General features: G+C 60.9%; 20 protein-coding genes and 1 pseudogene. 7 read left to right on the forward strand and 14 right to left on the reverse strand.

From position 1 onward, the window contains the following. Positions 1 to 12: 12 nt before the first annotated feature. Entirely contained in the window at positions 13 to 1,023 is a 1,011-nt protein-coding gene (locus V9T28_RS17165; protein ID WP_116400246.1) for an SIS domain-containing protein, read from the forward strand. Then, positions 1,020 to 2,192: an N-acetylglucosamine-6-phosphate deacetylase gene (nagA, locus tag V9T28_RS17170; RefSeq protein ID WP_116400247.1), complete on the forward strand. Its 1,173-nt coding sequence runs from the start codon at positions 1,020 to 1,022 to the stop codon at positions 2,190 to 2,192. Before V9T28_RS17165 ends, nagA begins: the two co-directional genes overlap by 4 nt. Positions 2,193 to 2,280: 88 nt before the next feature. Here the strand turns inward: nagA and V9T28_RS17175 are convergent, their stop codons facing one another. The 4 genes from V9T28_RS17175 to V9T28_RS17190 form a co-directional block, all read right to left on the reverse strand. After that, positions 2,281 to 3,270 carry a threonine ammonia-lyase gene (locus V9T28_RS17175; protein WP_245424044.1) on the reverse strand — a complete coding sequence of 330 codons (990 nt, stop codon included), beginning with the start codon at positions 3,268 to 3,270 and terminating at the stop codon, positions 2,281 to 2,283. A gap of 69 nt (positions 3,271 to 3,339) precedes the next feature. Then, positions 3,340 to 4,620, reverse strand: a complete 1,281-nt coding sequence (locus tag V9T28_RS17180; protein WP_116400248.1) for a hydroxyacid-oxoacid transhydrogenase — start codon at positions 4,618 to 4,620, stop codon at positions 3,340 to 3,342. Between the two features lie 33 nt (positions 4,621 to 4,653). Beyond that, positions 4,654 to 6,084 (reverse strand): gamma-aminobutyraldehyde dehydrogenase, encoded by a 1,431-nt coding sequence (locus tag V9T28_RS17185; RefSeq protein ID WP_116400249.1) that lies wholly within the window; start codon positions 6,082 to 6,084, stop codon positions 4,654 to 4,656. 213 nt (positions 6,085 to 6,297) lie between these two features. Further along, complete coding sequence (locus V9T28_RS17190) at positions 6,298 to 6,630, reverse strand: hypothetical protein (RefSeq protein WP_147306418.1); 333 nt, start codon at positions 6,628 to 6,630, stop codon at positions 6,298 to 6,300. 145 nt (positions 6,631 to 6,775) lie between these two features. Between V9T28_RS17190 and V9T28_RS17195 the strand changes: the two genes are divergently transcribed. Genes V9T28_RS17195 through V9T28_RS17205 form a run of 3 tightly spaced genes read left to right on the forward strand, consistent with a single transcriptional unit; the run spans position 6,776 to position 10,018 of the window. Continuing rightward, complete coding sequence (locus V9T28_RS17195; RefSeq protein ID WP_116400251.1) at positions 6,776 to 7,240, forward strand: MarR family winged helix-turn-helix transcriptional regulator; 465 nt, start codon at positions 6,776 to 6,778, stop codon at positions 7,238 to 7,240. Beyond that, a complete protein-coding gene (locus tag V9T28_RS17200; protein WP_116400252.1) occupies positions 7,233 to 8,480 on the forward strand; it encodes an HlyD family secretion protein in 1,248 nt (415 codons plus the stop codon). Before V9T28_RS17195 ends, V9T28_RS17200 begins: the two co-directional genes overlap by 8 nt. Then, positions 8,477 to 10,018, forward strand: a complete 1,542-nt coding sequence (locus tag V9T28_RS17205; protein ID WP_445242132.1) for a DHA2 family efflux MFS transporter permease subunit — start codon at positions 8,477 to 8,479, stop codon at positions 10,016 to 10,018. The genes V9T28_RS17200 and V9T28_RS17205 overlap by 4 nt, the downstream gene beginning before the upstream one ends. A gap of 17 nt (positions 10,019 to 10,035) precedes the next feature. On the opposite strand, the gene cobS is transcribed toward V9T28_RS17205, so the two are convergent. Genes cobS through cobU form a run of 3 tightly spaced genes read right to left on the reverse strand, consistent with a single transcriptional unit; the run spans position 10,036 to position 12,518 of the window. After that, a complete protein-coding gene (gene cobS / locus V9T28_RS17210; RefSeq protein ID WP_116400253.1) occupies positions 10,036 to 10,857 on the reverse strand; it encodes an adenosylcobinamide-GDP ribazoletransferase in 822 nt (273 codons plus the stop codon). A 20-nt stretch (positions 10,858 to 10,877) separates the two neighbouring features. After that, positions 10,878 to 11,894, reverse strand: coding sequence for a nicotinate-nucleotide--dimethylbenzimidazole phosphoribosyltransferase (cobT, locus tag V9T28_RS17215; protein WP_116400254.1), 1,017 nt, complete (start codon positions 11,892 to 11,894; stop codon positions 10,878 to 10,880). A gap of 57 nt (positions 11,895 to 11,951) precedes the next feature. Beyond that, a complete protein-coding gene (cobU, locus tag V9T28_RS17220) occupies positions 11,952 to 12,518 on the reverse strand; it encodes a bifunctional adenosylcobinamide kinase/adenosylcobinamide-phosphate guanylyltransferase (RefSeq protein WP_199500067.1) in 567 nt (188 codons plus the stop codon). A 162-nt stretch (positions 12,519 to 12,680) separates the two neighbouring features. On the opposite strand from cobU, the gene bluB reads away from it, so the two are divergent. Continuing rightward, positions 12,681 to 13,346 carry a 5,6-dimethylbenzimidazole synthase gene (gene bluB / locus V9T28_RS17225; RefSeq protein WP_116400255.1) on the forward strand — a complete coding sequence of 222 codons (666 nt, stop codon included), beginning with the start codon at positions 12,681 to 12,683 and terminating at the stop codon, positions 13,344 to 13,346. 72 nt (positions 13,347 to 13,418) lie between these two features. Here bluB and V9T28_RS17230 read toward each other — a convergent pair whose 3' ends face one another. Continuing rightward, the gene (locus V9T28_RS17230) at positions 13,419 to 13,835 is read right to left on the reverse strand and encodes a MarR family winged helix-turn-helix transcriptional regulator (RefSeq protein ID WP_116400256.1); all 417 of its coding nucleotides are present in this window, start codon (positions 13,833 to 13,835) and stop codon (positions 13,419 to 13,421) included. A gap of 284 nt (positions 13,836 to 14,119) precedes the next feature. On the opposite strand from V9T28_RS17230, the pseudogene V9T28_RS17235 reads away from it, so the two are divergent. Further along, a pseudogene (locus V9T28_RS17235) lies at positions 14,120 to 14,776 on the forward strand (HPP family protein); the annotation flags it as partial. A 48-nt stretch (positions 14,777 to 14,824) separates the two neighbouring features. Here the strand turns inward: V9T28_RS17235 and V9T28_RS17240 are convergent. The 6 genes from V9T28_RS17240 to phnX all read right to left on the reverse strand — a co-directional run bounded on the left by V9T28_RS17240 (position 14,825) and on the right by phnX (position 20,874). Further along, a complete protein-coding gene (locus V9T28_RS17240; protein ID WP_116400258.1) occupies positions 14,825 to 15,625 on the reverse strand; it encodes an ABC transporter permease subunit in 801 nt (266 codons plus the stop codon). Further along, positions 15,626 to 16,483, reverse strand: a complete 858-nt coding sequence (locus V9T28_RS17245; RefSeq protein WP_116400259.1) for a 2-aminoethylphosphonate ABC transporter permease subunit — start codon at positions 16,481 to 16,483, stop codon at positions 15,626 to 15,628. Then, positions 16,476 to 17,621 carry an ABC transporter ATP-binding protein gene (locus V9T28_RS17250; RefSeq protein WP_245424045.1) on the reverse strand — a complete coding sequence of 382 codons (1,146 nt, stop codon included), beginning with the start codon at positions 17,619 to 17,621 and terminating at the stop codon, positions 16,476 to 16,478. The genes V9T28_RS17245 and V9T28_RS17250 overlap by 8 nt, the downstream gene beginning before the upstream one ends. Position 17,622: 1 nt before the next feature. Further along, positions 17,623 to 18,636, reverse strand: a complete 1,014-nt coding sequence (locus V9T28_RS17255) for a 2-aminoethylphosphonate ABC transporter substrate-binding protein (RefSeq protein WP_199500069.1) — start codon at positions 18,634 to 18,636, stop codon at positions 17,623 to 17,625. Between the two features lie 94 nt (positions 18,637 to 18,730). Beyond that, positions 18,731 to 20,074, reverse strand: a complete 1,344-nt coding sequence (gene pbfA, locus V9T28_RS17260; RefSeq protein ID WP_116400262.1) for a (R)-1-hydroxy-2-aminoethylphosphonate ammonia-lyase — start codon at positions 20,072 to 20,074, stop codon at positions 18,731 to 18,733. Further along, positions 20,071 to 20,874, reverse strand: a complete 804-nt coding sequence (gene phnX, locus V9T28_RS17265) for a phosphonoacetaldehyde hydrolase (protein WP_116400263.1) — start codon at positions 20,872 to 20,874, stop codon at positions 20,071 to 20,073. The genes pbfA and phnX overlap by 4 nt, the downstream gene beginning before the upstream one ends. Between the last annotated feature and the right edge of the window lie 28 nt (positions 20,875 to 20,902).

Here is a 20,902-nt window from a genome sequence, read left to right on the forward strand (position 1 = left end):
AACGAGACTCACATGCGCCGCGAGGTGCTGGAAATTCCGCAGGCCGTCGCGCGATTGTTCGATCGCTCGTCGGTCGAGATCGAGCGCGCCGGCAGCACGCTCCGAACAATCGACCCAAACGTTATAGTTACGGTGGCGCGCGGCTCATCGGACCATGCCGCCTCGTTTCTGAAATATGCGATAGAACTCACGATAGGCGTTCCGGTGGCGTCGCTCGGCCCTTCGATTGCCTCCATCTATGAGGTTCGTCTCAAACTCGCCAACGCAGCCTGCATCGCCATTTCGCAGTCGGGCAAAAGCCCCGATATCGTCGCGATGACCCATACGGCGTGTCGCGGCGGCGCAACCGGGATCGCGCTCACCAACACCGCCGGCTCGCCCCTTACGAAAGCGGTCGGTCATCCGATCGACATCGCCGCCGGCGCCGAGAAAAGCGTCGCCGCAACGAAGACCTTCGTGAATTCGGCAGTCGCGGGTCTTGGCATTCTCGCGCATTGGGCCGGCGACAAAGCGCTGCTGACTGCGGCGCGCGAATTGCCGCAGCACCTGGAGCGCGCCGTCGCCTGCGATTGGAACATCTTTGGCGATGCGCTCGACCGGGCGCCTTCCGTCTTCGTGCTTGGGCGCGGCCCCACGCTCGCGATTGCCAATGAAGTCGCTTTGAAATTCAAAGAGACGTGTTCGCTTCATGCCGAAGCCTATAGCGGCGCCGAAGTCATGCATGGGCCAATGGCGCTGGTCGGACCAGGCTTTCCGGTGCTGGCCCTTGCGGCTCGCGACCGAGCGGAGGTTTCGATCGTCGATGCGGCCGATGTGCTTGCCGGCAAAGGCGCGGCGACCTTCGTCACCTCAGATCGCGCCAGCAAAGCCGCTCATCTGCCATTCGCCGCGACCGGGCATCCACTCACGGATGCGTTGGTGCTGATCGCGTCCTTCTATGCCTTCGTCGAGGCCTTCGCGCGCCGCCGCGGCCTCAATCCGGACGAACCACGGAATCTGCGCAAAGTGACGGAGACCATATGACGCCCCAATCGGCTCTCCTTGCGCCGCGCATTTTCGACGGCGAAACGTGGCACACGAATGCCGCCGTGTTGATGGCGAATGGCGACGTCGACGCGATTGTGCAGCAAAACGCGATACCGTCAGGGCTTGAGGTAACGGAAATCGATACCGGTTTCATCGCCCCAGGCTTCGTCGACTTGCAGGTCAACGGCGGTGGCGGCGTGATGCTCAACGATCATCGCGACGCCGATGCCATCCGTACGATCTGCGCGGCGCATGCTTCCTTCGGCACCACGGCCCTGCTGGCGACCCTCATCACCGATACACCCACGATCACAGCCGAAGCGATTGCCGCCGGCGCCGAAGCGGCGCGCCGTCAAATACCGGGCTTTCTCGGCCTGCATCTCGAAGGCCCGCATCTCTCGATCCGTCGCAAAGGCGCGCACGACCCGCATCTGATCCGCCCGATGGAGGAAGACGATCTCATTCGCCTGATCGCGGCACGCGATCAGATGCCCGTCCTGCTGACGACGGTCGCAACGGAATCGGTCGCTCCCCATCAGATCAAGCATCTTGCCGGTGCGGGCCTCATCGTCAGCCTCGGTCATTCCAATGCGAATTATGCTGATGTCGTTCAAGCGGCCAAGGCCGGGGCATCGATGGCGACTCATCTGTTCAATGCCATGAGCCAGATCGAAAATCGCGCGCCGGGACTGGTCGGCGCGTCCATCGCGCTGCCGAGCCTATGGGCCGGCCTGATTGCCGACGGCATTCATGTCGATCCGATCAACATTGGCATAGCCCTACGCGCCAAACCTGGCCCGGCGCGAATCTTCCTCGTGACCGACGCGATGGCGACGATCGGCACCGATATGCGCGAATTCAAGCTCAACGGCCGCGTCATCAAGCGCCATGACGGTCGGTTGACATTGGAAGACGGCACGCTGGCCGGAGCGGATCTCGACATGATTTCGGCTGTGCGTTTCATGCGGAACCGCATTGGCATCACGTTGGAAGAAGCTCTGCGAATGGCGTCGCTTTATCCGGCAATGGCCGTCGGTATGGATCATCGTCATGGACGTTTGGGCCTGCACACGCGAGCCGACATGGTCGTGCTCGACGACGAGCTTGGCATTGGGTCCGTCTGGATTGGCGGCCAACCCGTGTATCGCGCGCCGGCCCGGCGCTAAGCGCGCACGATTGATGGCATCCGCGGTCGTATCTAGGATCAGAACGCATTTACCGAGCCGGAAGATCGCGGTCGCCGCAACCATGGCTTCACAGTCTTACCCAATGCTCGAAATCTTGAGGTGCAACATTGCTTCCGCACAAAACCGTCGCGACGGTTTGCCCGCGAAAGCGGTCTGGGCTCTCAAGAATACTGGCCACACCCAAAGCGGCGGCAGGCTCAACGATCAAGCCTGAGTGCTTATAAAGTAATTTCATACCCTCAACGATACTGTCTTCCTCGACCAACAGGGCATCGTCCACGATTTCCAGCATATCTGCCAAAACATCGGGAATGGTGTACCTCCCAGCGACGCCATCGGCGATTGTGTTGGGCGGTCCGGATTCGACAACTTCACCTGCGCGATATGACCGAGTTAATGCAGGCGCATTTTGCGGCTGAACTGACAAGACCTTGGTGTCCGGGCGATAAGCTTTCAACGCAAAACCAATACCGGTCGCCATCGCTCCAGCACCAAGTGAAATCAAAATAGAATCCAACGAAAACGGTAGTTTGGCGAGTTCCAGACCAATTGTCCCCGCTCCTTCGCAGGTATCAATATTCTTACTATCTTCGACGAGAAATGCGCCGGTTCTTCGGGAATGTGCAATCGCGGCTTCAAGTGCTTCTTCGATTTGCCCATCGACCAGAATAACGTTTGCGCCCAGTGCTTTCATACGTTCGACTTTTAAGGGATTGGCAGCGGATGATGCGGCTACGGTAACTTCGAAGCCTCTGTTGTTTCCGCAATACGCGAGTGCTTGGCCAAGATTTCCGGCACTCGCACACACCACAGTTTTCTGACCACTGGTCTTTTCCAGATTGGCCAACACCACGTCTGTTCCGCGCCCTTTGAAACACCGTACAGGATTCAATGTCTCGACCTTCAATATGATGCGGCATCCCAAAGCTTTGCTCAAATTGGGGCAACAATACTGAGGCGTGTGCTGAAAAACGCTGTCGATTTTGCGAACGGCCTCTTCAATTCGGCCAATGCTGAGTCTTGTCATGAAGCTGCGCTGTCCCACGAAAATTGCCATCACAAGTCATGATAGGCTCGGTAGCATCCTCTGACACTTTCGCCCGGTTTGTCCATCCTGAGCCTGGAATCACCAATTGGCCATCGATTGACGCATGATCATTTCGATCTGCGCCGCATCGACCGGCTTTGGCGTGCCGACCAATAGCCGTTGCTGTTTCAGCGCGCCTTGCACCAGAGCGGGAATGTCGTCTTCGCCATAGCCGAGTTCGGCGATTCCCGATGGTGCGCCGACGGCTTTCATCAGGTCGATCAGGGCGTTTGGCAGGGATTCTGGCCCAGGTTTGGTGATGGGGCCGCCGGTCAAGAGCTCCGCCGCGTGGATATGTTTTTCCGGCGCGGCGTCATAGGTGAAACGGAAGCACGCAGGCGAGGTCACGATAACCGAAAAGCCATGCGGCACAAAATTGTGCGTGGTCTCATAACCTTTTGCCCGGTACAGATGTTTCAGCCCCGCCAACGGATAAGCGCAGGCATGCGGGATGTGAACGCCGGCGGTGCCAAAACCGATGCCAGCCATCGTCGCACCCAGCATCATGGTGCCACGCGCTTCAAGATCGGCCCCATCCCGCACCGCACGTTCGAGAAACCGTCCGCCAAATTCGATCGCTTTGAGAGACCAGATGTCGGCGATCGGATTGCTGCCTTGGTACGGCGGACGGTCGTCTGGAGTCGCCGGTTTGGGCCTCGCGTCGAACGGGCGCGAGATAAAGGATTCGACCGCGTGACACACCACGTCGAGGCCGCAAGATGCCGTCACCGCACCGGGCGTGGTCCGCGCGAGTTCCGGATCGACAATGGCAAGCGTCGGCCGCATATAGCGGTGCGAAATACCGGTTTTGACCTTGAGTTCGGGAATGTCGAGAACGGCAACCGTCGTGGCCTCCGACCCCGAGCCGGATGTGGTGGGAATGGCAATCAAGGGGCGCAAAGGTGACGGCGGCTTTTTGCCGCCGCCGATGGGCGGGTTGACGTAGTCGCCAATGGCGCCGCCATGGCTGCGGATGAGATTGGCGACCTTCGCCGTATCGATCGTCGAACCACCACCGAGAGCAACGAAGCCATCCACATCGTGCTCGGCAACGAAAGCGGCCGCAGCAGTTAAAGACTCTATCGTAGGCTCGACGGCAATCGCTTCGAAGATCACGATATCGACGCCGTTTCGGGACATGATTTGCGTGACACGATCGGTCACGCCAAATTGACGCAAGCGGGGATCGGCGACCAACAAAACCCTTTTGAGTCCGAGACGATTGAGCTCCCAGCCGAGTTCGTCCACCGCGCCGCGGCCGAATTTGAGCTGCGTTGCCTCCAGCGTGAAAACCGTCTCTCTCTGCTCCTGCTCGGCCATCGTCGTCTCCCTCGTCGCAATCAAACGTGGCGTTCAACCGATTTTGACCATCACATGCCGCACGACAGTGTAATCCTCAAGCGCATACATCGAGAGATCCTTGCCATAGCCGGAGGATTTCACGCCGCCATGCGGCATCTCGCTCACCAGCATGAAATGCGTATTGATCCAGGTGCAGCCATATTGCAGCCGCGCCGCAATCGCCATGCCGCGCGAGATGTCCTTGGTCCAGACCGACGACGCGAGGCCGTAATCGGAATCATTGGCCCAGCGGACCGCCTCGTCGACGTCGTCGAAACGGGTGACCGACACGACCGGGCCGAAGACCTCGCGCCGAACGATCTCGTCGCTTTGCAGAGCGTCGGCCACGACAGTCGGCTCGTAGAAGAAGCCGCTGCCGGAGCCTTCGCGGCCACCCGCGGCGATCTTGATGTGTTTCTGCTCGGCCGCCCGCTCAACGAAAGAGGCTACACGCGACCGCTGCCGCGCTGAAATCAAGGGGCCAAGATCATTGTCGTCGTCGTTGGGCTGATTGAACTTCAAGGTTCTGACGGCTGCAGCGAGATCGGCGACGAGGTTGTCGTAGATCTTTTTACCCGCGTATATGCGGCACGCGGCGGTACAATCCTGGCCAGCGTTATAATAGCCAAAAACCTTAATGCCGTCGACAACGCTGGACAAATCGGCATCGTCGAACACGATGACCGGCGCTTTGCCGCCGAGCTCAAGATGCGTGCGCTTCACGGTTTGGGATGCGGCCTGCAGCACTTTCTTGCCGGTGGCGACGTCGCCCGTCAGCGAAATCATCGCCACTTTCGGGTGATGAATGAGCGCATTGCCCACGGTCTCGCCGCGCCCCGTGACGACATTGACGACACCGGTCGGGAAAATGCCCGCGATAAGCCTGGCAAGTTTCAGCAGCGTGAGCGGCGTCTGCTCGGACGGTTTGATCACAACCGTATTGCCGCCGGCGAGGGCCGGCGCAAGCTTCCAAGCCGCCATCATCAGCGGATAGTTCCAGGGTGCGATCGAGGCGACCACGCCGATCGGATCGCGCCGGATCATCGACGTATGATTAGCGATATATTCGCCCGACACGGCGCCATGCATGGTGCGCGCGGCGCCCGCAAAGAACCGAAAGCAATCTACGATGGCGGGGATCTCGTCCTGCAGAACACGAATGCGCGGCTTGCCGCAATTGAGCGCTTCGAGGGTCGCAAAATCCTCACCGTCCCGCTCGATGGCATCGGCAAGTTTCAACAGCATGCCGGCGCGTTCCGCGGGCGTCGTGCGCGACCAGGTGTTAAAGGCATCGGCCGCCGCATTGACCGCAGCGTCAATTTGCGCGCTCGAGGCTTCGGGCAGATCGATCAAAACATCGCCGGTCTTCGGGTTGAGAACCTTCTCTGCGGTCGCGGTCCCGGCGACGAAGGACGAACCGATCAGCAACTCGTGGTCAAACATCCTTCTCTCCATTTGCCAACTCCAGCGACATTTCGGCACAGCGGGCATCCACGTCCGATCGGTGAGGCGACACGCAGCCCGAGGGCAAGAGGATGCTCAACGGCGTTGGAGGATGCAACACCATTTCGGAGAACACGCGTATCGGAAAAATCAAGGGCTAGGGCCGGAAGCACCATATCCCGCCGGCGTGGACGAATTGCTCAGCCGCGCCGCTCATTTCACTTTTGCCGGTACCTTGCGCCCCTGGCACAGAACCACAGGCTCGGTGAGTGCGGCGTTGAAACCGCCCGCCTGGTAAACGGTGACATTGGCCGCACCGGCGGGCAAGCGGAAGGAGCCTTGAACAACGCTGTTGGTGCCGTCGACGGTCACGAGAGACCAGCTAAAGGTGCAGGTTTGTACCGCCTGTCCCGGGTCGGTATTGCTGCATAACAATTGGGCGCCCCCCATCATGGCGGCGCCGGCGCACGAAACCTTCGGCGCGGCTGCGGCACTTCCCGCTGCAGCGACAAGTACGCCCAAGCCAATCACATATGCTCGAATCATCGAGGACTTGCTCAAAGTTATGCGCGAGGCGCATGCCAGCGCGCTAAATCGGTCCATAACGCAATATTCTCCTTGAATAGAGCATACCTCCTTGTTATAAGCAAGGTGATAATAAGCATGCTTATCATTCGTGCGATTTTCCACAATGGCTTCGACCCCTCCAATTGGCTTTCTTTTGCACGACGTTTCGCGCCTGTTGCGGAAACGGTTCGAGCAGCGCGCCCGGCATCTGGGGCTCACCCGTTCACAGTGGCAGGTGCTCGCCACGCTGGCCGTTAATGAAGGCATCCATCAGGGCGGCCTGGCGGAAATTCTGGATATCGAGGCGATCACTCTGGTGCGGCTGCTCGACAAGATCGAGGAACGCGGCCTGATCGAACGCCGCCGCCACCCGACCGACCGCCGGGTCTGGCAGCTCTTTCTCAAGCCCGAGGCGCATCCGTTTTTCGATGTGATGTGGCAGATCGGTGAAGTGACACGCGGCGAAGCATTCGCGGGCATTTCCGAAAAGGCCCGGAACGACATGATCGCGACCTTGACCCAGATGAAATCCAATTTGAGTGCAGCTTGCGGCCAGCCGGTGGACAGTGAAGAGGCAAATCATGAGTGAAGGTACAATGGCGTTGCGGAACGCTGGCGACGCCGAAGACGATATTGCCTCGTCGAACGTCACCAATCTTGCCGTCGTGGCAGATGCGCGCCGCACCACGGCCGAGCAGCCGCAAACCAACCCCACGCCGGAAACGACGGCGACGCCTGCGAGACCCGTTCGCGCGGCGGCGCCACAGCGCCCGAAGCGAAAACTGGCGCGGCCGCTGCTATTCCTTCTCCTGCCTGTCGCACTCGTGGTGGGCGGCTATTCTTACGTGAACGGCGGCCAGGTCATTTCGATCGACAATGCTTACGTACAAGCCGACACACTCGGAGTTTCGACCGACGTCTCCGGAACGGTGGTCGCGATCGAAGTGCAGGATAATCAACAGGTCACGAAGGGCCAGGTTCTGTTTCGGTTGCGGCCGGACTCCTTTCAAACGGCTGTTGACGGTGCGCAAGCGCAGCTCGGTACGGTCCGCAATCAGATCCTGACGCTCCAGGCGAGCTATGCCCAGGCACTGGTCGGCATCCAGCAAGCCGAAGCGGACCTGCCCTATTTCCAAACCGTCCTGAAACGGCAACAGGATCTGATCGCGACGAATGCCGCCTCGAAAGCCGCATATGACGATGCCGTGCACAATGTGGAAAGCACGAAGCAGCGGATCGCCGTGGCGAAGGCACAAGCCCAATCCATGCTGGCACAGCTCGGCAACGATGCCAATCAACCGGTCGAGCAAAATCCCTTCTATCTCCAAGCGCAAGCCGCCGTCGACGACGCGAAGCGCGACCTGAGAGACACGGTGGTGCGCGCGCCCTTCAACGGGATCGTGACCAATGTCAGCCACCTGCAGATCGGCTCCTATTTGCCTGCGGCACAGCCTGGCTTCAGCCTCGTTTCGAGCGATCATCTGTGGGTCATGGCAAGTCCGAAGGAAACCGAATTGACCCATGTGGTGCCCGGCCAGTCGGTGACGGTGACGGTCGATACCTATCCGGGCGTCGAGTGGAAGGGCAGCGTCGACAGCATCAGCCCGGCGTCCGGCTCGAGCTTTTCACTGCTGCCGGCCCAAAATACCACGGGCAATTGGGTGAAAGTGGTGCAGCGCATTCCCATGCGCATCGACCTCGGCGACCTTTCCGGCAAGCCGCAATTGCGCGTCGGCATGAGCGTCGTGGCTGACATCGACACCCACCATGCGCGTGGCCTGCCGCAATTCGTGACCGATCTCCTCGGCAAAGGAAAGTCACAGGAGTGACCGCGGCCGCGCTCAACCCGGCCACGGTGCAAAACCGCGGCATGATCACGCTCTGCGTCATTCTGGCCGTGATCATGCAAGCGCTGGACACGACGATCGCCAATGTGGCTCTGCCGCACATGCAGGGCGACCTGTCGGGCAACAGCGACCAGATCAACTGGGTGCTGACCTCCTACATTGTCGCCGCGGCCATCATGACGCCGCCCTCCGGCTTTCTCGCGAGCCGTTTTGGGCGCAAGAAGATGCTGCTCTTCGCCATCGCCGGTTTCGTGGCGGCCTCGATTCTCTGCGGCGCGGCGCAAAGCCTCCCGCAAGTCGTGCTGTTCCGCTTCCTGCAGGGCATGGCCGGCGCGTCGCTCGTGCCTCTGTCGCAAAGCTTTCTGCTCGACATCTACACGGTGGAGGAACGCGGCGGCGCCATGGCGCTGTTCGGCGTCTCCGTGATGGTGGGTCCGGTCCTCGGCCCGATCATCGGCGGCTGGCTCACCGATAATATTTCGTGGCGCTGGGTCTTCTACATCAATGTGCCGATCGGCGCCGTGGCGTTCGGCGGCCTCATCGCCTTTGTGAGCGAAACGAAGAAGGATCCGCTGGCCCAACTCGATTGGCTGGGCTTCGGCGCGTTGAGCATTGCCATCGGCGCGCTACAATTGTTTCTCGATCGCGGCGAGCAGCTCGATTGGCTGTCCTCCGGCGAAATTCAGATCGAGCTGCTGATCTGCCTTGCGGCCTTCTACATCTTCCTGGTGCATACGTTCACGGCCGAGCGCTCGTTCGTGAATCCCCGGATCTTTCTCGATCAGAATTTCGCCGTCAGCATGTTCTTCATTTTCATTGTCGGTGTGACCTATCTCGCGTCGCTGGCGCTGATGACGCCCTATTTGCAGACGCTGATGAATTATCCCGTGGTGACGGCGGGCATCGTGCTCGGTCCGCGCGGCATGGGCACCATGGCCTGCATGTTTCTGGTCGGCAAATTGATCGGCAAGGTCGACACGCGCTGGCTCTTGTTGATCGGCCTCGGCCTGACCGCCTGGGCCATGTATGACATGACCGGATGGACGCCCGACGTATCGCAATGGACGATCGTATCGGTCGGCTTTGTCCAGGGCGCCGGACTTGGCTTCCTCTTCGTGCCGCTGACGACGATCGCCTTCGCAACATTGCCGGCGCATATGCGCGGCGAAGGGACCGGCCTCTACAATCTCTCGCGAAACATCGGGTCGAGCGTCGGCATTTCGGTCGTGACCGCACTCATTTCGCGCAATGTTCAAATCAACCACGCCGAACTTGCTGCCTCGATCACGCCCTATAATGCGGCCCTCGCCAATCCGGCGATCCGGCATCAGATCAACCCGACGACATCCGGCGGTCAATCGATCCTGGATGGGCTGATCAATCAACAGGCAAGCACCATTGCCTATATCGACGATTTCAAATTGCTGATGATCATGTCGATCGTCGCGATGCCCTTGCTGGTCCTGCTGCGCAAACCCAAAGTGGCGCCCGTCATGGATCACAGCGCCGTCATGGAATAGCGGACCTTCCCGAACGCCTATGCTGCGTGCGGCAAAGCAATCAGGGCGGTGAGGAAGGCGATCTCGGCGACCTGTTGGGTTGCGCCCGCAACATCGCCCGTCTGACCGTCAAGATGTCTGCGGGCGAGGCGCACCATGTAGAAGCCGCTGACGACCGCCGCGAAACATGCAACACATAAACGCAGAAAACCGATGCCCAACGGCATCATGAGCACCGCGGACAAAATGACGGAAAGTGCCAGCGTCGCCACGACGAGACGCCGACTCGGCGCTTGAACTGCGCGCGCCACACCGTCCGCGCGTGCGGGCGGCAACAAGGTAAGCGGCAACAAGCCGACGACACGAGACACGCCCGCAACGGCCAAGATGGCGGCAAATGCCGCGCCAAGGCCAAAGCGCTCCAACACCGCCGCCAAAAGCGCTATGCGCAGAATGAGCGCCAATGCCAGCGCCACGCCGCCGAACGTGCCGATGCGGCTGTCCTTCATGATTTCGAGCTTGCGCTCGCGCGTTCGCCCGCCCCCGAAACCGTCGGCAATGTCTGCAAGGCCGTCCTCGTGAAAGCACCCGGTGGCAAGAGCCATAGCCGCGACGCTGAAGGCGGCCGCGACAAAAGGGGGTAAGGCGAGCCAACCCGCGATGACAAAAACGACGGCTGCGGGAAGCGCGATCAGGATGCCCGCGAACGGCAACATCCGGATGCAGCGGGAAAAGTCGGGCAGCGCATGGGCCGCGGCTTCGAAACGCATTTGCGGGATCGCGAGCCGCGAATAGAAGCGCAGGCAAGCCAGCAGATCGCGCAACAGAGTACCAGGCGAAAAAGGGCGGTCGGCATCCATGCGCGTCGGACCTTTACGTATTACTCCTTATTGGCCACGCCGGCTTCGGCGAAAGTGGCCATGCCCGTGTGGCAAGCGGCCGCCACTTTGACGATGCCGACAGCCAGAGCACCGCCGGACCCCTCGCCTAGCCGCATGTCGAGATCGAGCAGCGGCTTCTTGCCGAAGATCGCGAGAACTTTGCGATGCCCCCCCTCGGCCGACACGTGACCTGCGATGCAATGATCGAGCGCGCTCGCATCGAGCGCATGCAGCACGGCCGCAGCGGCGCAGACGACATAGCCGTCCAGGATCACCGGCACACGGGCCAAGCGCGCCGCCAGAATCGCGCCGGCCATCGCCGCAATCTCCCGACCGCCCAATGCGGCGAGCACCGCCAACGGATCCTGTCGCGCGGCGTGATGCAATGTCACCGCAGCCTCGACCGCGGCGATCTTGCGTTGCAAACCGGCCTCATCGACGCCGGTCCCGCGCCCGACCCAATCGGCTGCGGTGCCGCCGAACAGAGCATAGTAAATCGCCGCTGCGGCCGTCGTGTTGCCGATGCCCATTTCACCGAGGGTCAACAGGTCGCTTTCCTTGGCCAAGGCATTCATGCCGGTGGCAAAGGCGTCGCAGCATTCAGCTTCGCTCATGGCCGCGACTTCGGTAAAATCCTGGGTTGGCTGCGCCGAAAGGTCGATGACATTGAGCGCGATGCCATTGGTCTTGCAGATCTGGTTGATCGCCGCGCCGCCGCCAGCGAAATTCGCGACCATGGCTCCGGTCACCGAAGCGGGATAGGGTGACACGCCCTTGGCCGTCACGCCGTGATTGCCGGCAAAGACAAGGGTCTGCGGATGGTCGACGGTCGGGCGCGCCTTCCCCTGCCAGGCCGCCAGCCATTCGGCAATCTGCTCCAAGCGCCCCAGCGAACCTGGCGGCTTGGTCAGATTCTGATCGCGCTCGCGCACGATTCCCGCGGCGGTCGCATCAGCGTTTGGAATTTTGGCGAGAAGCGAACGGAGGGTGGCGAAGGTAAGGCCGGAGGCGCTCATAAGGATCCCTAATGCTGTGAACGGCGACGGGGTGCTGTAGCCGAAATCGGCCGATTCCTAAACCCTAAATCGGATGGCGGGCGGTGGAGCCGGTTTTACGACCTGCGGTATCCCGGCGGCGACCCAGATGACCCCCTCGCAAGCCTGCGCCATGGCCTGATTCAATCGCCCCTGCGCGTCACGAAAGTCACGCGCCAGGGCATTGTCGGGCACAATGCCGTGGCCAACTTCATTGGATACGAAAATGACGGGGCCGGCGAGTTCGGCGCAAGTGCTGGCAAGGGTTTCGCAAGCCTCCGGTACGGGCCCACCCTCCAGCATGACATTGGTGAGCCACAAAGTGAGGCAGTCGACCAACAAAATTCGATCCGGATCTGCCTGTGTCCGGATCGTCCGTGTCAAGGCCAGCGGCTCTTCCACCGTCGTCCACCGCGCATCCCGGTCGGCGCGATGCTGCGCGACACGCTGTCCCATTTCGTCGTCCCAAATCCGCGCTGTCGCGATATAAATCGGCTTGAGACCCGACGTTTCGGCAAGATGTTGGGCATAGGCGCTCTTGCCGGAGCGTGCACCGCCGCAAACCAGGAGCGAGCGCACCGAAAGGGGAGAGTTGAGATAGGCCATAGAGCGTCTGGATTTGGAACCGGGATGGCGGTGAACCATTTATAGGGCAATCGCGCAACGGCGCGAACGCAAATTTAAGTATACTGGCGCCGCCCCTGGGTTTGCTGTACCAGGGCTCGATGGGGAGCGGCTCAACAGGCCGAAAAATGAGAAGAATATGAGATGACAGGTCAATCAAGTGGCGAAAGCCCGATTTTCGGGGATGATTTTCGCACCATCTTCTCGGACCTGATTGCCTGGCGGCGCGACGTGCGCCACTTCCGGACAGACCCGATTCCGCCTGAGGTGATTGCCGATTGCCTGGCGCTCGCCGATCTTGCCCCCTCGGTCGGCAACAGCCAGCCCTGGCGATGGATCAATGTTTCGCAGCCGGATCTGCGGGCCAAGGTCAAGGCCGCCTTCACGGAAGCCAATAACGCCGCCGCGAAAATCTACGATGGCGACCAGGCGGCGCTTTACGCCCGCCTGAAACTCGAAGGCATTGACGCTGCACCCGTACAATTTGCGGTGTTTTGCGAAGAATCCTGCCCGCAGGGGAATGGTCTTGGCCGCCAAACCATGCCCGAGATGCTGCGGTACTCGACCGTGTGTTCTATTCACACGTTCTGGCTTGCGGCCCGGGCACGCGGCATCGGCATGGGCTGGATCTCGATCGTCGACCCCGCCGCCATCACCGAGACCTTTGGCGTCCCGTCCTCATGGACATTGATCGGCTATCTCTGCGTCGGCTATCCGGCCGAAGACCACATTGTCCCCGAACTCGAGCGGCGGCACTGGCAGCACCGCACCCCCAACGAAGAGCGCTTCAGGAAACAGGCCTTCAAATAAGCTCGCCCGGCAGACTATGTGATAGAGCGCTTCCCGCCCAATTTGAAGGATATTTGCGTGGGCGCTTTTCGATCACACAAGCGTCTGCAGCATGGCCGCAAGGGACGGCCCGACGGCCCGCAGTTCCTCCAAGTGGATCGCGGACAATTCCTGCAGCCGCGCCTCGCCGGCCGGGGTGATATGGACCAGAATCTTGCGCCCATCTGCCGCATCCGCATGGCGTTCCACAAGCCAAAGCTTCTCCAGCCGGTCCACCAATTCCACAGTGCTGTGATGGCGGATCATGAGGCGTTCGGCGAGATCCCCAATCGAGCAGGCACCTGGTTTTGCAAAGCCGCGCAAGGCCAGAAGCGCCTGATGTTGTTGCGCCGTCAGACCGACGGATTTTGCCGCCGCCTCGCTGAACGCCAGAAATTTACGCAAGGCATAACGAAATTCGGCGAGGGTACGGTAATCGATATCGCTCAATGGTCTTGCCGCTTCTGACATCCTACTCCCCGACGGTCACCGATAGAGCCTGTAGCACAAAAACAATCTTGATATATATCGCCCCGCGATATACTGACCCGTCAATGCTCTCCATCCAATCTGAGGATAATCGTGATCCAAGGCGACACCCCTGCTCTACTCCGCACGCGGACGCGTGGGCGTGAGCGTCACCCGGAGTTCGCTGGGCCGCATCCTGCGCATCAGTCCTGCTCATTATGGCGGATCACAAAAGACAACGATTGTGCGATTGACCTGCGGCCCGCATTCGCCTGGAACGTCGTCAATTGCCCCTGAAACTCTTCAAGCCCATCCTGCCCGGAACGAGATTACGCGACCGGGCCATCGCCTGCGTCGGCGCGCTGCTCGGCATCGGTCTCACCGGGCTCTCGTGCAGCCTGCTTGCCGGCCGCGATCCGCATTTGCCGCTCATCGTCGCGCCGATCGGCGCTTCGTCGGTCCTGCTGTTTGCCGTGCCCGCGAGCCCCTTGGCGCAGCCCTGGTCCATCATCGGCGGCAACACGATCTCGGCCCTCGCCGGCATTCTGGTCGCCCAATTCGTACATGACCCGATGTGGGCGATCGGCTGCGGCGTCGCACTCGCCATCGCCGCCATGTCGCTCACGCGCTGTCTGCATCCGCCGGGCGGCGCAGCAGCGCTCACCGCCATCATCGGCGGTCCTCAAGTGCTCGGTGCCGGATTTTTATTCGCGCTCGTGCCCGTCGCCTTCAACTCGATCGTTCTGGTCCTGCTCGGCTGGTTGTTTCATCGATTTTCCGGCCATTCCTACCCGCATGTCCCGAAGCCGCGGGCGCCGCAGCCGGTCAACTTTCTGCCGCAGGACATTGACGCCGCATTGGACGATCTCGGCGAAGCCTTCGACATCGACCGCGAAGACCTCGACCGCTTGCTGCGGCAAGTGGAAATCCATGCCACGTTGCGGCAGCAGGAAGCCTCGACGATTTATCAGATCTAGGAAGGCCCTGGCGGCCTACCTTTGCGCCGCCACTTTCAGCGGCAAACGGCCCAAGCCGACCAGCAAAGCCAATGTCGTCAGAATGAGGAACATGGTGAGCGCGGCGCCGGAGAAAATGTCGCCGCGATCGGTCAAGCCGAAGATCGCGACCGGCAGGGTGACCCAACCGGGCGGATAGACCATCACCGTCGCGCCGAGCTCGCCCATCGACAAGGCCACGCTAAGACCAAAAGCGGCCACGAGATAAGGGGCGATCAGCGGCAGCGTGACATGCCACAGGCAATAGGCCGGCCGCGCACCGAGGGCCGATGCGACCTGCTCATAATCGGGCGAGAGCCGCGACAGGCCGGCGGAAACGTTGCCGAAGGTGAAGGCCGATATCAGAACGAAATGCGCGATCAACACGATTGCCGTCGTGCCATTGAGCAGAAGCGGCTTCTGGCTGAAGGCGACCAGCAAGCCCAAGCCCACGGAGACCGACGGCACGGCGCTGGGAATGAAAAACAACAGGCCGATGAGCTGTTGCAACGGGGCGCTGTACAGGCGCAGAGCCAGCGCCGCCCAAGTCCCGCTGACGAGCGCCACGAAACTCGCAATCAAGCCGGTAACCAGGCTCGCCCAGACCGCATCGCCGGCTGCACCGGATATCATGCCGGCGTAATGCTCAAGCGTGAAACCGGACGGCAGAATGTCATTCCATTGCTGCGCGAAACTGGCGGCGAGAATGACAGCGAGCGGCGCGAGGAAAAGCAGCCCCAATAGGACTGCGGCGAAGGTCCAGACCGCGCGACGCGCAAAGGGCGACCAGATCAGCATTCAGCCTCCCAACCGCCAGGCTGTTGCCCGGTAGAGGCCGAAAAGCCCCAGCGACAGAGCCACGTTGATCACGGCGATGATACAGGCGACCGTATATTCGGATTCCTGGATCGCCTTGTCGTAAATGAGAAGCGGCAGCGTGATGACGCCTTTGGCCCCGATGAACAGAACGATGCCGAATTCGTTCACCGCCAGCAGCAAGCACAGACTGCCGCCCGCCATGATCGCCGGCATCGCCGCGGGCAGGATGATCTGACGAATGATCCGGGCGGGGCGGGCGCCGAGGATGCTGGCGACTTCGATCTGGCTGCGGTCGATCAGCGAGAAGGAGGCAAGCAGCGGGCGCAAGACAAAGGGAGTGTAAACGGTGACCTCGGCCAAGATCACGCCCCAAGCGGAATAAAGGAAATTGACCGGCGGCAGCGCGAGATGGAAGCCGTGCATGAGAGACACGTTCAGCAGACCGGCCGATCCGTAGAGAAAGGTAAAGGCCAGCGTCACCAAAAAGGTCGGCAACGCAATGAACGTGTCGATCACATGCGCGACAAAACTTGCACCGGGGAAGGGCACGAAGGCCAGAATGAGGGCGATCACAAAAGCCAGAAGGACGCAGCAAACCGTCGCTGCGACTGCGATTTCGACCGTATTGAGCAGCGCGTTCAGAAAATAACGCGACTGCAGCACCTGCCAGATTTGGCTCAAGGCCAAGGCGCCAGCATCATCGGTGACAGCCGTGTGGATGATGAGCGCCAGCGGATAGAGGAAGAACAGCGTCAGCAGCAGCGCCGGCGGAATGATCCAGAGAGCACCGGGATTGAAGGCCCTCGGCCGCGCTGCGGAAACCGACGCATTAGCCATGCTCGTCTTCCGCGATCAGGCTTGAATCGTCATGGGCGAAGAACAGATCGACCGGCCTGCCGATCTGCAGATTGGCCGGCGCGCGGGTGGTCACGACACGAAACGCTGTGCCGGCGATCTCGAGCACCAGATGGGTGAGCTCACCCTGCCAATGAATGTCGGTCAAATTGCCGGACAAACGATTGGTGCTAGCGCTCTCCGGCGTCAAGGTGACGTTTTGCGGGCGCACGCACAGCAGGCACTTGTTGCGCGGCAGATCGGCTTTGGCGGGTGCGAGGAGCCGCGACGAGCCGAGGGTGACACTGGCATAGCCCCCGGTCGTGCCCGGGTCCGATGGCGTGACCGGCAGCAGATTCGCGCGACCAAGGAATTCCGCCGCAAATCGATTGGGCGGATGGCGATAGAGCTCATTCGTTGCCCCATGCGCCGACAGCATCCCATCTTTCATGATCGCGATCTTGTCGGCAAGGGTGAGCGCCTCGCTCTGATCATGCGTCACATAGAGGATAGTAAGATCGGGCATGTTGCGGTGAAGACTGGCGATTTCCTCCACCATCGAACGTCGGATCTGCGCGTCGAGTGCAGAGAGCGGTTCGTCGAGCAGCAACACTTTTGGCCGCACCGCCAGCGCGCGGGCGATGGCAATGCGCTGCTGCTGGCCACCCGACAATTCGCGCGGATAGCGGCCGACATAAGCCGACATGCCGACGACGCGCAACGCTTCGGTGACGCGGTCGGCAATCAGAGCCTTGTCGGCACCGCGCGCCCGCAGCCCAAAGGCGACATTGTCCTCGACCCGCATATGCGGAAAAAGTGCATAGTTCTGGACGACCATGCCAAGCCCCCGCTCGTAAGGGGGTAGATCGGTCACGTCTGTCGCGCCGATCATGATGCGCCCGCTGACGGGGCGCACAAAACCCGCGACCGCACGCAATGCGGTCGTCTTGCCCGACCCAGAAGGGCCGATGAGGGCGAGAATTTCGCCCGCGGCCACATTCAGGGTCAGCGGCTTTAGCACCACGACGCCCTTGTAGGCAACACACACTTGATCGAACGATACGCTCGACCCCGCATTCTGCTGCATCTCAGCCGAAGCGGCACGCGCCATGCCCAAAGAGGCGGCCGAAGTGACGGACATCTTAGCTTCCGGTGACTTGGCGCCACCGTGCGACATCATCGGGCAGATCCTTGAGCACCTGCGCCCAATTCGGCGACCAGATCGTCACGCCTTTCAGTGCGTCATGCAGTTTCGTGTAATTGGCGTCGGTCGGCGTAACGTCCTTGCGCACCGGTTCGCCGACCGCAACCGACGAAACCGTCGTCTGCGCTTCCTTGCTGAGCAGGAACTCGATCAGTTTCTTGCCGTTCTCGCTGTCAGGCGCACCAGCAACAAGGCCAACATAGTAGGGCAACGCGAAGGTTGAGCGCTCGCCATTGGGGCCGGCCGGCCAGAAGACGCGGATGTTGGGATTGTCCGCCATCTGCGACAGGTTCATCTGCAGATCGCCATTGGCCACATAGAGTTCGGACTTATTGACGAGCGCCGTCAATTTGCCGGTGGACGCGGACGGGCCGACGTTGTTCTCCTGCAGCTTCTTCAAAAAGTCGAAACCGGCATCCTTGCCGCCGAAGGCGTGAATAATTTGCAGCATCACGGCAGTGCCGTCGCCGGCCTGGCCGGGAGTCGAATACTGAATCTTGCCCTTGAAGCTGGCGTCGAGCAGATCCGCATAATTCTTCGGCGCGTCCTTCAGCACGGAGGCGTTATAGATGAAGTTCATATAGTTGTTCACGAGCGGCTGATAATGCTCGTTGCCGCCGTCGATGACCGATGCCGCCTCCGGCTTGAAAGATTGCAACAAGCCATCTGCTTCGGCGCGCTGAATGAAGGGCGGCAACGTGACAAGCACATCGGCCTGCGGATTGGACTTCTCCTTGGCAACCCGCTCGACAACGCCGCCCGAGCCTGCCTCGATATACTGGACTTTGATGCCGGTCGCTTTGGTGAAGGCATCGAACTGGGTTTCGAACCAGCTGCCCTTGCCGTCGTGCAGACCATCAGCCGAATAGATGGTGACGACACCGGAATCCGCGAAGGCGGGCGACACGAAAGCGGCGGTTGAAAGGATGAGTGCGGCAAAGAGCTTTTTCATTTCCTCGACCCTCATTATGTTTGTGGCACACCTCGTTAGAAAACCGGTATGAACATGATGTGACAATTATTGGAGGGCGGCCTCAGCCCTAAGGTCAGGCCGTCGCATCGGTCAGCGCTGCATCAAAAATCGTAAAAGCCTGGTCGAACTCATCGTGCGCAATCGTAAGCGGCGGGCACAGAGTTACCACATTCCCGCCTCCGACCTTGAAGCTGAGCCCCCGTGCCAATGCGGCATAAAGAACCCTGTCGGCCAGCGCATTGGCGCTCTCGCCTTTCGCGCTGCAGATTTCGACGCCGAAATAACATCCGAGATTGCGCACGTCGGCAACGCATGTGTGCCGCGCCTTCAGAACGTTGAGCAGCGACATTCCACGTAAGCCCAACTCGCCCGCCCGCGCAACGAGATTTTCGCGCTCGATGACCTCGATGGTCGCCAATGCAGCTGCGCAGCCGACAGGGCTCTTTTCATGGGTATAATGACCTAGGGCGGTGTGCGGCGCACAATCAAGCGCCTTGTCGGCGATGATTGCCGCCATCGGCATGATGCCGCCGCCCAATCCTTTGCCGATCACCAGAATATCCGGCACGGCTCCGGTCTGCTCGGTTGCAAACATGGTTCCCGTCCGCGCCAGACAGGCGGGGATTTCGTCGAAAATCAGCAATGTGCCGTGCCGCGTACAGGACGCGCGGACGCTCGCCCAGAAACCGGTCGGCGGTGGCTCCACGGTCGTCCAGCGCATCGGTTCGGCGAGAAGCGCCGCCACGTCCCCCTGCACGCCGAGCACGTAGTCGATGTAATCGGCAAAGCGCTCGAACGGCCGGTCGGCGCCGAAAAACCGTGCTGCCAGATGCAGCGGCGGCAGGTGTTCGGTGCCCGGCATCATGGGGCCGAGATCGCGGCGGAACAAAGCTTCGCCGCCGACCGAAATCGTATCGAGATTGGCGCCGTGAAACGCGTCCCACATGGACAGCGTCTTGTGCCGGCCCGTTGCGACGCGGGCAAGTTTCAGCGCCATGCTGATTGCCGCGGCGCCGCTCGGTGCAAAGAGCACCTTGGACAAATCGCCCTGCGCCAGAGCACCGAGCTTCTGCGCCAGCGCGATGGCGGTCCTGTTGGTGTAGCGGCGCGGGCAGAAGGGCAATATGTCGAGTTGCGCCTTGATAGCGGCGACGATTTCGGGATGGCCATGGCCGAGCTGATGCACACTATTGCCATGAAAATCGAGGATCCGCCGCCCCTGCGTATCGACGAGTGTCGCGCCTTGCGCCGACTCGATGACATCGAGGCACGGCGTGGACAGCGACTGGTGCAGAAACGCCGCCGCGTCCGCATCGAGTATGCGGCGTGTCTCATCATCCAGTTGCTGACGCCAATCTGCCCGCAAAGGCGACAGGTTGACGTCGCCTTCACTCACATCGAACGCTTGCCCACTCACGGTTTTTCGCCGCGCGCGACACGCCCGTCGATATGGGCCAGGACCGGAAGCAGTTCAGCGATGGTGCCAATCACGTAGTGGGCGCCCGCCGACAAAAGCTTTTGTTCGGCCGCAGTCTTCCGGCGCGAAAATTCTTCCGGTGCAAGACGTTCGGCCTCCTGTAGCGACAAGCCAAACGCGTTGCCGCTCAAGGAGACGCCAACCGACCAGGCACCGCCGTTCAGGCCTTCACGGATCCCGACCTCGGTGTCATCGACCTTCACGACAGCGGAGGCCGGCCAAATCTCGAGATCGAGCAGATTTTTATAGAGCATCAATGGCGAGGGCCGGCCCTGCGCCGTATCGCCGGTGCAGGCAAGGCAATCCACCTTGAGGCCTTGCGCCGCTGCCACAGGCAGGATCTCCGCCATGATTTCGCGCGTATAGCCGGTGGTCGAGCCGATTTTGAGACCACCGTCGCGGATCGTCTGCACGACCTTTGCGGCGCCGGGAATCAATGTGGCGAAGCGTGCGGCAACGGCAATATTTTTCGGCACGAAGACCTGATAGATCGCATCGATGTCTTGTTCCGTCGGCGATGCGCCGTGCTTTGCGCGCCACGCTTCGCTTACACGCGGCAACGCCATGATCGCAGCGATATGTGGACGCTTGGCCATGCCCATCGGGCCGCGCGCCTCCTCGATGCTGATGCTGACTCCAAACTCGGCGAAGGTTTCAACAAAGGCCCCCATCGGCGCCAGCGACCCATAATCGACCAGCGTCCCTGCCCAATCGAAAATGACGGCCTTGAGATTCGTCATGAGATTCCCCTCTTAGAGCATCTTCCAA

Source organism: Methylovirgula sp. 4M-Z18, from assembly GCF_037890675.1.
Taxonomy (GTDB): Bacteria; Pseudomonadota; Alphaproteobacteria; order Rhizobiales; family Beijerinckiaceae; genus 4M-Z18.

What these genes read in the sequence shown, in the direction of transcription:
- phnX (WP_116400263.1), bottom strand. Translation starts at nt 20,874, where the DNA reads ATGACGAATCTCAAGGCCGTCATTTTCGATTGGGCAGGGACGCTGGTC.
- V9T28_RS17185 (WP_116400249.1), bottom strand. Translation starts at nt 6,084, where the DNA reads ATGTTTGACCACGAGTTGCTGATCGGTTCGTCCTTCGTCGCCGGGACC.
- V9T28_RS17230 (WP_116400256.1), bottom strand. Translation starts at nt 13,835, where the DNA reads ATGTCAGAAGCGGCAAGACCATTGAGCGATATCGATTACCGTACCCTC.
- bluB (WP_116400255.1), top strand. Translation starts at nt 12,681, where the DNA reads ATGACAGGTCAATCAAGTGGCGAAAGCCCGATTTTCGGGGATGATTTT.
- V9T28_RS17250 (WP_245424045.1), bottom strand. Translation starts at nt 17,621, where the DNA reads ATGTCCGTCACTTCGGCCGCCTCTTTGGGCATGGCGCGTGCCGCTTCG.
- cobU (WP_199500067.1), bottom strand. Translation starts at nt 12,518, where the DNA reads ATGGCCTATCTCAACTCTCCCCTTTCGGTGCGCTCGCTCCTGGTTTGC.
- cobS (WP_116400253.1), bottom strand. Translation starts at nt 10,857, where the DNA reads ATGGATGCCGACCGCCCTTTTTCGCCTGGTACTCTGTTGCGCGATCTG.
- V9T28_RS17175 (WP_245424044.1), bottom strand. Translation starts at nt 3,270, where the DNA reads ATGGCAATTTTCGTGGGACAGCGCAGCTTCATGACAAGACTCAGCATT.
- V9T28_RS17195 (WP_116400251.1), top strand. Translation starts at nt 6,776, where the DNA reads ATGGCTTCGACCCCTCCAATTGGCTTTCTTTTGCACGACGTTTCGCGC.
- V9T28_RS17245 (WP_116400259.1), bottom strand. Translation starts at nt 16,483, where the DNA reads ATGGCTAATGCGTCGGTTTCCGCAGCGCGGCCGAGGGCCTTCAATCCC.
- V9T28_RS17255 (WP_199500069.1), bottom strand. Translation starts at nt 18,636, where the DNA reads ATGAAAAAGCTCTTTGCCGCACTCATCCTTTCAACCGCCGCTTTCGTG.
- nagA (WP_116400247.1), top strand. Translation starts at nt 1,020, where the DNA reads ATGACGCCCCAATCGGCTCTCCTTGCGCCGCGCATTTTCGACGGCGAA.
- V9T28_RS17165 (WP_116400246.1), top strand. Translation starts at nt 13, where the DNA reads ATGCGCCGCGAGGTGCTGGAAATTCCGCAGGCCGTCGCGCGATTGTTC.
- V9T28_RS17200 (WP_116400252.1), top strand. Translation starts at nt 7,233, where the DNA reads ATGAGTGAAGGTACAATGGCGTTGCGGAACGCTGGCGACGCCGAAGAC.
- V9T28_RS17190 (WP_147306418.1), bottom strand. Translation starts at nt 6,630, where the DNA reads ATGATTCGAGCATATGTGATTGGCTTGGGCGTACTTGTCGCTGCAGCG.
- V9T28_RS17240 (WP_116400258.1), bottom strand. Translation starts at nt 15,625, where the DNA reads ATGCTGATCTGGTCGCCCTTTGCGCGTCGCGCGGTCTGGACCTTCGCC.
- V9T28_RS17180 (WP_116400248.1), bottom strand. Translation starts at nt 4,620, where the DNA reads ATGGCCGAGCAGGAGCAGAGAGAGACGGTTTTCACGCTGGAGGCAACG.
- cobT (WP_116400254.1), bottom strand. Translation starts at nt 11,894, where the DNA reads ATGAGCGCCTCCGGCCTTACCTTCGCCACCCTCCGTTCGCTTCTCGCC.